The sequence below is a fragment of the Neisseria sp. RH3002v2g genome (assembly GCF_014596425.2).
GTDB lineage: Bacteria > Pseudomonadota > Gammaproteobacteria > Burkholderiales > Neisseriaceae > Neisseria.
This window is the reverse complement of sequence record NZ_CP110721.1, coordinates 404203-417812: the sequence shown is the minus strand read 5'-3', so window position 1 is coordinate 417812 and position 13610 is coordinate 404203. Positions and strand designations below refer to the sequence as shown.

General features: G+C 50.3%; 12 protein-coding genes. 8 read left to right on the top strand and 4 right to left on the bottom strand.

Features of this window, described 5'->3' with window-relative positions:
- The first annotated feature begins 1 nt into the window (after position 1).
- Positions 2-661: a MarC family protein gene (locus tag BBP27_RS01950; protein ID WP_036490425.1), complete on the top strand. Its 660-nt coding sequence runs from the start codon at positions 2-4 to the stop codon at positions 659-661.
- 80 nt (positions 662-741) lie between these two features.
- Complete coding sequence (locus BBP27_RS01945) at positions 742-2085, top strand: aldehyde dehydrogenase family protein (RefSeq protein ID WP_188212177.1); 1344 nt, start codon at positions 742-744, stop codon at positions 2083-2085.
- Between the two features lie 301 nt (positions 2086-2386).
- Here BBP27_RS01945 and BBP27_RS01940 read toward each other — a convergent pair whose 3' ends face one another.
- The 3 genes from BBP27_RS01940 to mltG form a co-directional block, all read right to left on the bottom strand.
- The gene (locus tag BBP27_RS01940) at positions 2387-3667 is read right to left on the bottom strand and encodes a malic enzyme-like NAD(P)-binding protein (RefSeq protein ID WP_188212178.1); all 1281 of its coding nucleotides are present in this window, start codon (positions 3665-3667) and stop codon (positions 2387-2389) included.
- A 264-nt stretch (positions 3668-3931) separates the two neighbouring features.
- Entirely contained in the window at positions 3932-4558 is a 627-nt protein-coding gene (gene tmk, locus BBP27_RS01935) for a dTMP kinase (RefSeq protein WP_188212179.1), read from the bottom strand.
- A gap of 67 nt (positions 4559-4625) precedes the next feature.
- On the bottom strand, positions 4626-5621 hold the full coding sequence (gene mltG, locus BBP27_RS01930; RefSeq protein WP_003747285.1) for an endolytic transglycosylase MltG: 996 nt from the start codon (positions 5619-5621) through the stop codon (positions 4626-4628).
- Between the two features lie 115 nt (positions 5622-5736).
- On the opposite strand from mltG, the gene ampD reads away from it, so the two are divergent.
- From ampD to galU, 4 genes are all read left to right on the top strand, one after another.
- The gene (gene ampD / locus BBP27_RS01925; RefSeq protein ID WP_188212180.1) at positions 5737-6303 is read left to right on the top strand and encodes a 1,6-anhydro-N-acetylmuramyl-L-alanine amidase AmpD; all 567 of its coding nucleotides are present in this window, start codon (positions 5737-5739) and stop codon (positions 6301-6303) included.
- Positions 6304-6480: 177 nt separating this feature from the next.
- The gene (locus BBP27_RS01920) at positions 6481-7749 is read left to right on the top strand and encodes a cell division protein ZipA C-terminal FtsZ-binding domain-containing protein (RefSeq protein ID WP_188212181.1); all 1269 of its coding nucleotides are present in this window, start codon (positions 6481-6483) and stop codon (positions 7747-7749) included.
- 140 nt (positions 7750-7889) lie between these two features.
- Positions 7890-10358 (top strand): NAD-dependent DNA ligase LigA, encoded by a 2469-nt coding sequence (gene ligA / locus BBP27_RS01915; RefSeq protein ID WP_188212182.1) that lies wholly within the window; start codon positions 7890-7892, stop codon positions 10356-10358.
- Positions 10359-10481: 123 nt separating this feature from the next.
- Positions 10482-11345, top strand: coding sequence for a UTP--glucose-1-phosphate uridylyltransferase GalU (galU, locus tag BBP27_RS01910; protein WP_003747291.1), 864 nt, complete (start codon positions 10482-10484; stop codon positions 11343-11345).
- Positions 11346-11399: 54 nt separating this feature from the next.
- On the opposite strand, the gene BBP27_RS01905 is transcribed toward galU, so the two are convergent.
- Entirely contained in the window at positions 11400-12896 is a 1497-nt protein-coding gene (locus BBP27_RS01905; RefSeq protein WP_049348339.1) for a TrkH family potassium uptake protein, read from the bottom strand.
- Positions 12897-13067: 171 nt separating this feature from the next.
- Here BBP27_RS01905 and BBP27_RS01900 point away from each other — a divergent pair, with 171 nt between their 5' ends.
- Both BBP27_RS01900 and ykgO read left to right on the top strand, forming a co-directional pair.
- Complete coding sequence (locus tag BBP27_RS01900) at positions 13068-13343, top strand: type B 50S ribosomal protein L31 (protein ID WP_003747294.1); 276 nt, start codon at positions 13068-13070, stop codon at positions 13341-13343.
- Positions 13343-13468 carry a type B 50S ribosomal protein L36 gene (ykgO, locus tag BBP27_RS01895; RefSeq protein ID WP_003685279.1) on the top strand — a complete coding sequence of 42 codons (126 nt, stop codon included), beginning with the start codon at positions 13343-13345 and terminating at the stop codon, positions 13466-13468. Before BBP27_RS01900 ends, ykgO begins: the two co-directional genes overlap by 1 nt.
- The last annotated feature ends 142 nt before the right edge of the window (positions 13469-13610 follow it).

The following is a 13610-nucleotide window of genomic DNA, read 5'->3' as shown; positions in this document are numbered from 1 at the left end:
TATGGAATTAGGTGTAGAAATCGGCAAACTTCTCGTTGCACTTCTTGTATTGATCAACCCCTTCAGCGCGCTCTCGATTTATCTTGACCTGACGCAAGACCACAGCACCAAAGAAAAACGCAGAATTGCGCGTACTGCCGCACTGGCCGTTTTTATCGTGATTGTCGTCTTTGCACTGAGCGGCGGTATCTTATTGAAAGTACTCGGCATCAGCGTAGGCTCTTTCCAAGTCGGCGGCGGCATTTTGGTTTTACTGATTGCCATCTCCTTGATGAACGGCAACGACAATCCGGCCAAGCCCAAAATCGACCCCAATTCAGAAGAGCATCACCATGCGCAACAAGTCCGCCGCAATGAAAAAGCCATTGCCGTCGTCCCCATTGCCATTCCGATTACCATCGGTCCCGGCGGTATTTCTACTGTTATCATTTACTCCTCTGCCGCCAAAAATTACAGCGATATTGCCCTGATTATCATCTCCGGCTTTCTGGTCAGCCTGATTTGCTATCTCATCCTGATCGTTGCCGGACGCATCAGCAAACGCTTGGGCACGACCGGCCTGACCATCCTCAACCGCATCATGGGCATGATGCTTGCCGCCATTTCCGTAGAGATTATTGTTGCCGGCTTAAAATCTATTTTTCCCCAACTGGTCGCTTGAAGTACAATCATCACAATAAAAGGCCGTCTGAAACATTTTCAGACGGCCTCATAAAAACATAAAAACAAAGGAGCCCAACCATGTTTCACAGCACCCATGTCTTTACCGGTGAAACCATTTGCCACCGACCGGCACAAAGCTACACCAAATTTACCGACGAATTAAACCGCCTCCAAACCCTTCAGCAAACCTTCTCACAATCAAGCATTATCGAGCGCACCGCCCTCTTACAGCAATTTGCCGACAGCCTGACCCAAAACCAAGAACGCCTCGCCGAAATGGTGTGCGAAGAAGTCGGCCGCTGCCTGCACGAATGCCGCGCCGAAATCAGCAAATCCATCGAGCTTATCCGCTACTACGTCCGCCTTGCGCCCGAACTTCTCTCCCATAAAACCATTGCTACCCAAGCCAGCCTCAGCCAAGTCCGCTTTGAGCCTTTGGGTGTTGTTTTGGCAGTCATGCCGTGGAACTATCCTGTTTGGCAGATTTTACGATTTGCCATCCCTGCCCTGTGCGCCGGCAATGCCTGTGCGGTCAAACCTGCGCCCAGTGTCGCCCGCGTCAGCGAAACCCTCTTCAGCCTCGTCCCCAAAGGTTTGCCGCTTATCGACGCATGGTTAAACCATGAAGACACGCTTAAAGCCATCGAAGATACCGATGCCATGGCATTCACCGGTTCGACCCATACCGGCCGCCTGCTGGCCGCCCATGCAGGCAAACATCTGAAAAAAACCGTCCTTGAACTGGGCGGCAGCAATCCGTTTATCATCCTGCCCGATGCCGATCTCCAACGCGCCGCCATCGACGCCTGCTATTCACGCTTCCGTGATGCCGGACAATCCTGCAACGCCGCCAAACGCATCATTATTACCCAAGATATTGCCGAACAATTTATCCCGCTCTTCCTTGCCGAGTGCGCCAAACTGCAAACCGGCAATCCTAAAGACCCAAATACCACCCTTGCCCCGCTTCACCGCCAAGACCTGCGCCAAAACGTGCATGAGCAGGTTCAAGATGCGGTTGCACACGGCGCGCAATGTTTGATCGGCGGCTATATTCCTGATGGACAAAGCTGGTTTTACCCGGCTACCGTCTTGGATCGAGTCAATCCAAACTGCCGCGTTTGGCATGAAGAAGTCTTCGGCCCGGTTGCCATGATCTTACGCGCCGACAATCCGGATCACGCCGTTGCGCTTGCCAATGACACACCTTTCGGCCTCGGCGCCTGTATCTACACAGCCGACACGGCAAGTGCATGGAAATACGCCGAAAAAATCCAAGCAGGCTCTGTCTTTATCAACCGCCACACCAGCAGCGACTTGCGCCTCCCCTTTGGCGGCGTCAAAGCTTCAGGCTACGGACGGGAGCTATCCGAATTCGGACTGTACGAATTCGTCAACGTCAAAACCTATTGGCAAAAATAAACCGTTTCATTCACTCAGGCCGTATAAAAACCCAATTTCAGACGGCCTGATGTTTTTTTAAAGACTGGCAAAAATGTTGTATTTAAAACCCATACCAATTCTGCAAAATCAAAGCAGCTCAAAAATAAGCAACCTATCTTAGAAAGCAATTTATATTTCCACGCCCATTTTGAATCGGCAGCTTACCATGTTCATCATTCCAGCCGTTTCATTAAACCCTCTATAAAATACCCAATAAACAAAAATGCCGTCTGAAATACAACTTTCAGACGGCATTTTCAATCAAATACTACTTACCGGATTACAATTTCAAACCGGCCAGTTTAGCAGCATACGCATCCAAATCAGCGATTGGACGGGTAGCCACGCCGCTTTCCATTGCCGCTTTAGCAGTAGCCGTAGCAACGCGAGGCAACAGGCGGGAATCGAATGGGGTAGGAATCAGGTATTCCGCACCGAATTCAAATTTCTTACCGTAAGCGGCAACCACTTCTTCAGTTACCTCTTCCATCGCCAAATCAGCCAAAGCATACACGCACGCGCGTTTCATTTCTTCGTTGATGGTGGTCGCGCCGACATCCAATGCGCCACGGAAGATGAATGGGAAGCACAATACGTTGTTCACTTGGTTCGGGAAGTCTGAACGGCCTGTACCGATGACCACATCCGGACGGGTTTCTTTTGCCAATGGAGGCAGGATTTCCGGATTCGGGTTTGCCATGGCGAACACGATTGGTTTTTCGTTCATGGTGTTCAGCATTTCAGGCGTCAGCAGGTTTGCACCGGACAGACCCAAGAAGATGTCTTTACCTTTAACGGCATCGGCCAATACGCGTTGGCCGTTGTCTTCAATGGCATAGAACTGTTTGGACTCGTCCATACGGTCTTTGTCTTCACGGGTTTTGTAAATCACGCCTTTGGAGTCGCAAACGGTCACGTTTTCGCGTTTCAGACCCAAATCCAGCAATTGGTTCAAGCAGGCAATCGCGGCCGCACCTGCGCCGGAGCACACCAAAGTCGCTTCTTCGATTTTACGGCCGGTATGACGCAAAGCGTTCAACACAGCGGCGGCAGTGATGATGGCGGTACCGTGTTGGTCGTCGTGGAATACGGGGATTTTGCAGCGTTTGCGCAATTCGCGTTCGATGTAGAAGCACTCGGGCGCTTTGATGTCTTCAAGGTTGATACCGCCGAAAGTCGGTTCCAAAGAAGCGATGATGTCCACCAGTTTTTGCGGGTCTTTTTCATCGATTTCGATGTCAAATACGTCAACACCGGCGAATTTTTTGAACAATACGCCTTTGCCTTCCATAACAGGTTTGCCGGCCAATGCGCCGATGTTGCCCAAACCCAACACTGCGGTACCGTTGGAAATCACGGCAACCAAATTGCCTTTGGCAGTGTATTTGTAGGCAGTTTGCGGATCGGCATGGATTTCCATACAAGGAGCGGCTACGCCCGGAGAGTACGCCAACGCCAAGTCTTTAGAAGTAGCCAGAGATTTGGTTGGGGTAACGGAGATTTTGCCCGGCACGGGGAATTCGTGGAACTGCAGGGCGGCTTCTTTTAATGAATTTTCCATTTGTCGATCCTGTTTGCGAGAGAGAGATTTTACAGCGAACAAGTCTGAAACGGGCTGCTTCAGACATTTAAACTTCTAAAGTCGGTTTGTTAACAGACAGACTTTGTAAGAGGCCGTAATTTTATCATGTTCTTTCGGTGGCGCATACCGATATTTATTACATTTGTTTTGATATTTCGTTTTATTTGGTTTTATGTCTAAAAACTTCTGTAATAATATTTCTTCGCCACACTACCCTTCTTTCAGACGGCATTTTATTTAAACTTAAACATTCAATCCAAAATGACTGTCTAGCACGGTTTCAATCTGATTTTTTACCGCGTCCAGACTTTGGCTGCTGTCGATGACGGCATAGCGTTCCGGCTGTTCGTTAGCATGTTGCAGATATACTTCGCGCACCCGATTGAAAAACTCGGCTTCTTCTTGTTCAAAGCGGTCTTTCTCGCGCGTTTGGTTGATGCGCGCCATTGACACTTCCAAAGGCACATCCAACAGCAAGGTTAAATCTGGGCGGAAATCGCCCTGCACCCAATGCTCAAGCGTGGCAATATCTTGCAAGGGAACGCCTCGTCCGCCGCCTTGATAGGCAAACGTTGCATCGGTAAAGCGGTCGGAAACGACATGCGTGCCGTTTTTCAGGGCAGGCAGAATGACAGTTTCCAAGTGTTGCTGTCTGGCGGCAAACATCAGCAGGGTTTCGGTGCGCAGGCTGACTTGGGTGGCAGGGTTGAGCAGGATTTCGCGCAATGCTTCTCCGGCAGGCGTGCCTCCCGGTTCGCGCGTAAACAATACGGGCAGCTTGTGTTTTTCAAACCATGCTTTCATTACGGCGAGGTTGGTGGATTTGCCTGCGCCGTCTATGCCGTCAAGGGTAATAAATCTGGGTTTCATATGGATATCGTTAATCTAAAGGCCGTCTGAAACTGGGATTATAAATGTTTCAGACGGCCTATTCGGTTTATTTCTTCAAAATATATTTGCGTACGGCGGCGTTATGCTCAGAAAGATTATGGCTGAACTCGCTCAGGCCCGTACCATCCATTTTTGAGACGAAATACAGATATTTTTCATTAGACGGATGACCCGCCGCCTCAAGCGCGGCCTTGCCGGGAAGCGCAATCGGTGTCGGCGTCAAACCGCTGCGCGTATAAGTATTGTAAGGTGTATCGCGTTGCAGGTCGGCTTTGCGGATTCTGCCCTTATACGCATCACCCATACCATAGATGACAGTCGGGTCGGTTTGCAGGCGCATGCCGATATTCAGGCGGTTGACGAATACGGCGGCCACATGGGCGCGGTCGTCTTCGTGCGCGGTTTCTTTTTCAATCAGACTCGCCATAATCAGCATTTCATACGGATTTTTATAAGGCAGGCCGCTTTGACGGTCGTCCCATGCTTCTTGCAGGTTTTCCCGCATTTTACGGTAGGCGATTTTGTAAATTTGAAGATCGCTGCCGCCGGCATCAATTTCGTAACTATCCGGGAAAAACTGTCCTTCGGGATTGCTGCTCAAGGCGTCGGGCGCCACTTCGGCCATCAGTTTTTCATCGCTCCAACCGCGCGTATCATGGGCAATATCGGCAGTGTTGTCGATAATACGGCGCATTTGGGCAAACCGCGCGCCCTCTAGAATTTGCACGCTGACTGAATCAGGGCGGCCTTTTTTAATGCGTTTTAAAATGTCCCAAGCCGATACTTTGGCAGACAGGCGGTAAGAGCCGGCATTGAGTTGGTTGTGCACGCCCATCACATATGCGGCGGCTACCAGCACATAACGGTTATAAACAATGCCGTCTTGAGCCAGTTTACGGCTGACGGAAGAGATACCTTGATTCTTAGCAACGGTAATACGGTATGGTTTGCCGTTGTTTTTCGGAACAAACAACAATGCGGCAACCACGGCGGCAAATGCCGTCAAAAATACGGCCAGCCATTTCAACAATTTTTTCAACATGGTAGGATTCTTGGTTTGTGAACGTGTCGGGCGACAGTATAACCGAAAACAAGCGCATTAAGCCTGCCGCATTCCCAAACGTATGTTTTCCTATCCCGAAAGGCCGTCTGAAACCATGAATTCTCCTTCCAAAAACACTTGGCAAAACGGCCGTTGGCTGAATGCACGCCAAACTCATTCGCCCAATTTCAGCCCGCGCGAACCGGATGAAAACGTCTCATTGGTTGTCCTCCACAATATCTCCCTTCCTCCTTTTGAGTACAACACAGGTGCGGTGGAAAAATTGTTTACCAACCAAATCAACCCTGACGAGCATCCTTTCTTCAGCATCATCCACGCCTTGCGCGTTTCCAGCCATTTTTTCATCAGCCGTGAGGGTGAAACCGTCCAATTCGTTTCCTGCGACGATATGGCCTATCATGCAGGTATATCGTCGTTTCAAGGCAGAGAAAAATGCAATGCCTTTTCCATCGGTATCGAACTGGAAGGCTGCGATTTCGAGCCTTTTACCGAAGCACAATACACCAGCCTGCAAGCCTTGCTGACCGCCATTTCCGAACATTACCCAATTCAGGCCGTTACCGGTCATCAGGACATCGCTCCGGACAGGAAAACCGATCCCGGACATTTCTTCGATTGGCCACGCCTTCAAAAAGCAGGTTTTCCCGTCCGGCGCGGATAACTTTCAGACGGCCTGAACACTGATTGGCAGACATAATGCTGTCACAACCGTTTATTTTCGTTATAATTCAGCTATTCATTCGGACGCATAAAGTCCGGCTCCAACGAACTGCCCGCGCAGCAAGATTCCGCACCCTGAAAAAGACGGAATGCTGCCTTTTTAAAAAGTGATTACTCCATGATTTTCATCGTCTTAGCCCTCGCCGCCCTTTTGGCGGTCATCGGTTACAACATGTACCAGGAAAACCAATACCGCAAACAAGTGCGCGAACAATTCGGCCATTCCGATAAAGACGCACTTTTGACCAGCAAAACCAAACACGTCCGCGACAGCAAAGAAACCGGCGGCCAAGGTTTGTTTATCAAGAAAAACAAAAAAAACGAAGAGGCATTGCGCAACCTGCAGGAACAAGATGAAATCTACGCGGCCAAAGCCAAACTGGCCCACCCTGCCCAGCTTAAAACCGATGTTGAGCTGACTGTGGAAGACGACTTCTCCGCAGAAGAAAAAGTCCAACACACCGTTATCGGCTTGAACAACGAAATTACCGTAAGCCCTGCCGAAGCCGCTTCCACTCCGGTAGAAACCGCAGCCGAACCTGTGGCACAAGTACCATTGATCAGCTTGGACGAATTGTCTCAAGTCGAGCTGCCTTGGTTTGACCCGCGCTTCGACTACATGGCCTACATCTCCCTGAAACAAGCCCAAGAATTGCATGCCCTGCCGCGCCTTTCCGCTACCCACCGCTTCCAAATCATCGGTTGCACCATGGACGACCATTTCCGCGTTGCCGAGCCGATTCCGGGCGTTTACTACCAAGGCTTCGTCATGGGCCTGCAAGCTGTCAGCCGCAATGGTTTGGCCGCGCGTGAAGAGCTGCAACACTTCGACCAACAGGTTGATGCCTTTGCCCAACTGATGGACGGCAAAGTTTTGCATACCGACTTGGACGCGTTCACCGAAGTCGCACAAGCCCTCGACCAATTCTGTGCGCGTGTTGACCAAACCATCGCCATTCACTTGGTTTCCCATTCCAACATCAGCGGCGTAGAATTGCGTGCCGCCGTGGAAGAAACCGGTTTCAAATTGGGTGAAGACGGCGCGTTCCACTTCGGCGACCACAACAATCCTCAATTGTTCTCCATCCATACTTTGGACAACAAACCGTTTACCAATCCTTTGCTGGACAACCAAGCCTACCGTGGCTTCAGCATGCTGCTGGATATTCCGCACGTTCCGGCCGGCGAAAAAACTTTCGACAAATTTATGGACTTGGCAGTCAAACTTTCCGGCCAACTCAGCTTGGATTTGGTTAACGACCAAATGGAAGAAGTTTCCACCCAATGGCTCAAAGACGTACGCAACTACGTTTTGGCCCGTCAGGAAGAAATGCTTAAAGTCGGCCTCAAACCCGGCAGCAAACAAGCCCTGCGCCTGTTCTCCTAAATTTCCCCAATCAAAAAGCGGATATGCAATGACGGCATATCCGCTTTTTTCAGGTAAAATCCCTTCATCTTCAATCTTCATCGATTTTCAGACGGCCTCTCTATCATCAGGCCGTCTGAAAACTCTATTCCGATTACACAATGAATCCGACTGAACAACGTATCAAATACCTGACCGACCTCCTCAACCACTACGCCTACGAATACTACACCCTAGATGCGCCCAGCGTACCCGACGCCGAATACGACAAATTGTTCCGCGAGCTTGAAGCATTGGAACGAAACTACCCCGAGCTCAAACTGCCCGACAGCCCAACCCAGCGCGTCGGCGGCGAACCTCTGGCAGGCTTTGCCGAAGTGCGCCACGAAGTACCGATGCTGTCGCTGACCAACGCCTTCTCGCCACAAGATGAAAACGGCGTATTCGACCATGCCGAAATGTATGCTTTCGATGAGCGCGTGCGTGGCGGTTTGAACGGCGAAAAACCGGAATACGTTATCGAACCTAAATTTGACGGTCTGGCCATCAGCCTGCTCTACCGCGACGGCGTATTGATTCAAGCGGCAACCCGTGGCGACGGTACCACAGGCGAAGACGTTACCCAAAACGTCAAAACCGTATCCAACATTCCCCTGCGCCTGCATGGAGAAAATATTCCCGAACTTATCGAAATTCGCGGCGAAGTATTGATGCTCAAAGCCGATTTTGCCACTTTAAACGCACGACAGGCTGAAAACGGACAAAAACCTTTCGCCAATCCGCGCAATGCCGCCGCCGGTAGCCTGCGCCAACTCGATTCGCGCATTACGGCACAGCGCAAACTGCATTTCTTCCCCTATTCCATCGCCCGACAACAAGGTGGTTTTGTCGCGGAAGAACATCTGCAAGAGCTGAACTATTGTAAAGAACTCGGCTTCAGCCTACCTGACGGTAATTTCGGCTGCTTCCCAAATATCGACGAAGTATTGGCGTTTTACGAGCAAATGCAGCAAAAACGCCCTACTCTGCCCTACGAAATCGACGGCATGGTGGTCAAAGTCAACAGTTTGGCGCAACAGCGCGAACTCGGCTTCATCTCCCGTGCGCCGCGCTGGGCCATTGCCCACAAATTCCCTGCCGAAGAAGCATTGACCATTGTCGAAGCCATTGATGTACAAATCGGGCGCACCGGCGCAGTAACCCCGGTTGCCCGCCTGCAACCTGTATTCGTCGGCGGCGTTACCGTAACCAACGCCACCCTGCACAATCAGGACGAAGTGTCTCGAAAAGACGTACGCGTTGGCGATACCGTTGTCGTACGCCGCGCCGGAGACGTGATTCCCGAGGTGGTGCGCGTGATTTTCGAACGCCGCCCAATGCAAGAGGCTAACGTTACCGTTTCAGACGGCCTGCAAGACGATTTGTTTGCCGAAACACCTTCTAAAACCCAAGCCGAACCGTTGCACAAACCCTACCGCCTGCCCACTCATTGCCCTATCTGCCGCAGCGAAATCGAACGTGAAGAAGGCGAAGCAGTTGCTCGATGCAGCGGAGGTATGCTTTGCCAAGCACAACGCGCGCAAGGTTTAATCCACTTCGCCTCACGCAAAGCCATGGACATTGACGGACTCGGTCAAAAACAAATCGAGCAGCTTGTCGCCCAAAACCTCGTCCGCCATTTTGCCGACCTCTACCGCCTCGATATTCCGACCCTGCAAAAAATGAAGGAAATGGCAGACAAAGCATCGGCTAATGAGGAAGAACCATCAAACAGTGAAATTGGAGACTTTGAAGGCGAGACTGGCATTACCCTGCTTAGCAAAACCAGTAAAAAACAGCCGACCAAATGGGCAGAAAACATCCTTGCAGGCATAGAAGCCAGCAAAACGCCCGAACTTGCGCGCTTCCTTTTTGCCCTCGGCATCCGTCACGTCGGCGAACGTACCGCTAAAACACTGGCGCAGGCATTCGGTACGCTCGAACACGTCCGCCACGCACCCGAACCCATCCTCGCCTGCCTGCCCGATATCGGCACGGTGGTTGCCCACTCCATCGCCCACTTTTTTGCCCAAGAAGCGCAGCAGGCGATGATAGACGAGCTGCTGGCAGTAGGTGTTGCCCCGCAAAGCCAGGCTGTCACCATCCCGCCGCTGCGCCATGCCGAGCCGCAACGCTGGATTGCCCGTCTGTCCGATTTTAAAATCAGCGAAACCAAAGCACTAGCCTTGTGGGAACTTGCCGGCAAAAGCATAGAAGGTTTGCAAAGCGATAAAGCGTTGCCTGCCGATTGGCAAACCTGGCGCAGCAAACCGCAAAACGCAGCCCTGCTTGAAAATATGAAAACTTTTTTTGCACAAACACTGTCTAATCTTCAAGATGAAACTATTTCAGACGGCATTAACGAGGCCGTAGCAGGTAAAACCTTTGTATTGACAGGGACTTTACTCACGCTCAAACGCGACCAAGCCCAAGCTATAATCGAAGCCGCAGGCGGTAAAGTTTCCGGCAGCGTATCCAAAAAAACCGACTACGTTGTCGCCGGAGAAGCAGCAGGCAGTAAATTGGAAAAAGCCCAAACACTGGGCATAGCCGTATTGAGCGAAGAAGAATTGCTGTCGTTGCTGGGATAAGACAGTATCTATGAGCAATCCGCCTTTTAAACCGACTGATACTTTATCATGTGGTATCATCACTACATACGACTACACCTTTACACTTTTGGGGTATAACCCTTAATCAAATAGGATAATAATATGAAACCCATTAAAAAATGCGTCTTCCCTGTTGCCGGTATGGGCACCCGTTTCCTGCCTGCAACCAAAGCCAGCCCCAAAGAAATGCTGCCTATCGTGGACAAACCTCTGATTCAATATGCAGTCGAAGAAGCGGTTGAAGCCGGCTGTACCGAAATGGTATTCATCACCGGCCGTAACAAACGCAGCATCGAAGACCACTTTGACAAAGCATACGAGTTGGAAACCGAATTGGAATTGCGTCAAAAAGACAAACTACTGGCGCACGTTCGCGATATTCTGCCTCCCAACATTACCTGCATGTACATCCGTCAAACCGAAGCATTGGGTTTAGGTCATGCCGTATTGTGCGCGCAGGCAGCCGTTGGTAACGAGCCTTTTGCCGTTATTTTGGCAGACGATTTGATTGATACGCCTAAAGGTGCGCTAAAACAAATGGTTGACGTGTACAACCAAAGCGGCAACAGCGTTTTAGGCGTTGAAACCATCGATCCTTCCCAAACCGGTTCTTACGGTATCGTCGAAGTCGAGCAGCTGAAAAACTATCAACGTATTATCAACATCGTTGAAAAACCCAAACCCGAAGAAGCACCTTCCAACCTTGCTGTTGTCGGCCGCTACATCCTGACTCCGCGTATTTTTGACTTGTTGACCAACCTGCCCCGCGGTGCCGGCGGTGAAATCCAATTGACTGATGGTATCGCCCGCCTGCTTGATCATGAGTTTGTCTTGGCTCACGCATTTGAAGGCAAGCGCTATGACTGCGGCAGCAAATTGGGTTACCTTGAAGCGACTGTAGCTTACGGTTTGAAACACCCTGAAACCGGCGAACAATTTAAAGAACTGCTCAAGCAATACGCTTAAATTTAGCTATTTATAAAAAGGCCGTCTGAAATTTCAGACGGCCTTTTTCTACACTTATTTCTTCCAATATGCCGGAGTAAACAAAATTAAAACGGTAAAAATTTCCAAACGTCCCAACAGCATCACTGCCGCACACAGCCATTTCTGCACATCGCTCAGCGCGGCATAATTATGCGACGGACCGACTGCACCCAAGCCCGGGCCGGCATTGGTAATACAGGCAATGACTGCCGTGAAGGCGGATAAAAAGTCCAAGCCTGCGGCCATCAGTAAAAAGCTGAATACGATGACCGTCATAAAGTAAATAAAAATGAACGACATAACGGTCAGCGCCATACGGTCCGGAATGGAGTTGTTGTTGACCTTTACCGTACGAACCGCACGCGGGTGCAGCAAAATCAACATCTCGCGCAAGCTGAATTTGAACAACACCAAAGCGCGCACATTTTTAATACCGCCGCCCATAGAGCCTGAGCTTGCCAAGACGTTCGACAGGAAAAACATCCACAACGACACAATCAGCGGCCATTGTGCAAAGTCGGCATTGGAGAAACCGCTGGCCAATCCGATGGACACAAAGTTGAAGCTGACAAAACGCAAAGCTTCGCCAAGGCTTTGGTACACGTCCTGCTGCCACAGATACAATGCCGAAATCAAAATACTGCCCGACAAAACCAGCAACATGGTGCGGCATTCTTCATCCTTCCAATACACCCGCCAAGAGCGGTTGCCCAGCGCAGTAAAATGGCTGGCAAAATTAATACCGCCCCAGACAGTAAAAAACATCAACGTCCATTCGACTGCCACAGAATCAAAATAGGCAACGCTGTCATCATGTGTCGAAAAACCGCCCAAGGCCACAGCCGACATTGCATGACACAAGGCATCAAACCAGCCCATACCGGCAATATGCAAGGATACAAAGGCTGCAGCAGTTGTCAGCGCATAGGCAAACCACAGCCGTTTGGCCACTTGCGAAATACGGGGAGCCATCTTGCTTTCCTTATCCATACCCGGAATTTCCGCTTTGAAGAGCTGCGTCCCCCCCACGCCCAACATCGGCAAAATCGCCACAGCCAGCACGATAATACCCATGCCGCCGAGCCAGTTGAGCATGTGCCGCCAAAAGTTTACAGATGGTGCCAGCGTATCCAAGCCGGAAATCACTGTCGCACCCGTCGTCGTCAGCCCTGACATCGCTTCAAAAAATGCATCGGTAAAACTCATGGACGGCATATAGAAATAAATCGGCATCGCCGCCACGACAGCAAAAGCCAGCCACAGCATCAGTACCAAGGTAAATCCGTCGCGCGGCCGCAATTCACGGTTGAAACGCAGCGTCAGCACCCAAGTTACGCACGACACCAGCAATACGGTCAACGCCGTATAGGCAAATACGAAAAACGCGCTGTCGTGATAAAAATACGACATCAGCGTCGGCACGGCCAACAGCAATGAAAACAACAGCCCCAGCTTGGACAATACATGGACAATCGGCATCACCTTGCTTACCGCACCGCCCAATCTGAAACCCTTATGCAGATACATCATATTCCTATCATCAGAAAACAAAATGTTTCAGACGGCCTCATAAAAAAGGCCGTCTGAAACCGCATATTTTATCAAAATGCCGCAATCCCGTGATAAAGAAAAACAAAAAACACTTGCCTGCTCTTTTTCTAGGAGTATAATGTTATACCATAACATTCACTGGAGAAAGAAATGAAACCCGATATTCACCCGGACAACTATCGTACCGTCCTGTTTTACGACAGCGGCGCAGACCAAGGATGGCTCATCCGTTCATGCGCCAATACCCACGGCAAAACCATGGTTTGGAAAGACGGCATAGAGTATCCCCTCTTTTCGCTTGATACTTCTTCCGCGTCCCACCCCGTGTACACAGGCAAACAACGCAACGTCAATATCGAAGGCCGCGCCAGTAAGTTCAACCAACGTTACCAATCCATGATGTCTTCCTTCAGAAAGGATAAATGATGCAAGTCCTCTCATCCCTGAAAACTGCAAAAAAACGACACCGCGACTGTCAAATTGTCCGCCGAAAAGGCAAAGTGTACGTTATTTGCAAGAGCAACCCCCGCTTTAAAGCACGCCAGCGTTAAGCGGCCCAACCCATATTTCAATGTAACTCTCTGAATTTTCCGCACTTTCGTTTACCTCTAGCGCAAGTGCGGCTTTTTTTTCAAACGGCATTAATCATTCATATCAAAACTACAACGAATCCTGCCATACTCCCGGAAACAG

Coding starts and splice junctions, on each gene's coding strand:
- ykgO (WP_003685279.1), top strand. CDS start 13,343: ATGCAAGTCCTCTCATCCCTGAAAACTGCAAAAAAACGACACCGCGAC.
- ampD (WP_188212180.1), top strand. CDS start 5,737: ATGAATTCTCCTTCCAAAAACACTTGGCAAAACGGCCGTTGGCTGAAT.
- BBP27_RS01905 (WP_049348339.1), bottom strand. CDS start 12,896: ATGATGTATCTGCATAAGGGTTTCAGATTGGGCGGTGCGGTAAGCAAG.
- BBP27_RS01920 (WP_188212181.1), top strand. CDS start 6,481: ATGATTTTCATCGTCTTAGCCCTCGCCGCCCTTTTGGCGGTCATCGGT.
- BBP27_RS01940 (WP_188212178.1), bottom strand. CDS start 3,667: ATGGAAAATTCATTAAAAGAAGCCGCCCTGCAGTTCCACGAATTCCCC.
- BBP27_RS01945 (WP_188212177.1), top strand. CDS start 742: ATGTTTCACAGCACCCATGTCTTTACCGGTGAAACCATTTGCCACCGA.
- galU (WP_003747291.1), top strand. CDS start 10,482: ATGAAACCCATTAAAAAATGCGTCTTCCCTGTTGCCGGTATGGGCACC.
- BBP27_RS01900 (WP_003747294.1), top strand. CDS start 13,068: ATGAAACCCGATATTCACCCGGACAACTATCGTACCGTCCTGTTTTAC.
- mltG (WP_003747285.1), bottom strand. CDS start 5,621: ATGTTGAAAAAATTGTTGAAATGGCTGGCCGTATTTTTGACGGCATTT.
- BBP27_RS01950 (WP_036490425.1), top strand. CDS start 2: ATGGAATTAGGTGTAGAAATCGGCAAACTTCTCGTTGCACTTCTTGTA.
- tmk (WP_188212179.1), bottom strand. CDS start 4,558: ATGAAACCCAGATTTATTACCCTTGACGGCATAGACGGCGCAGGCAAA.
- ligA (WP_188212182.1), top strand. CDS start 7,890: ATGAATCCGACTGAACAACGTATCAAATACCTGACCGACCTCCTCAAC.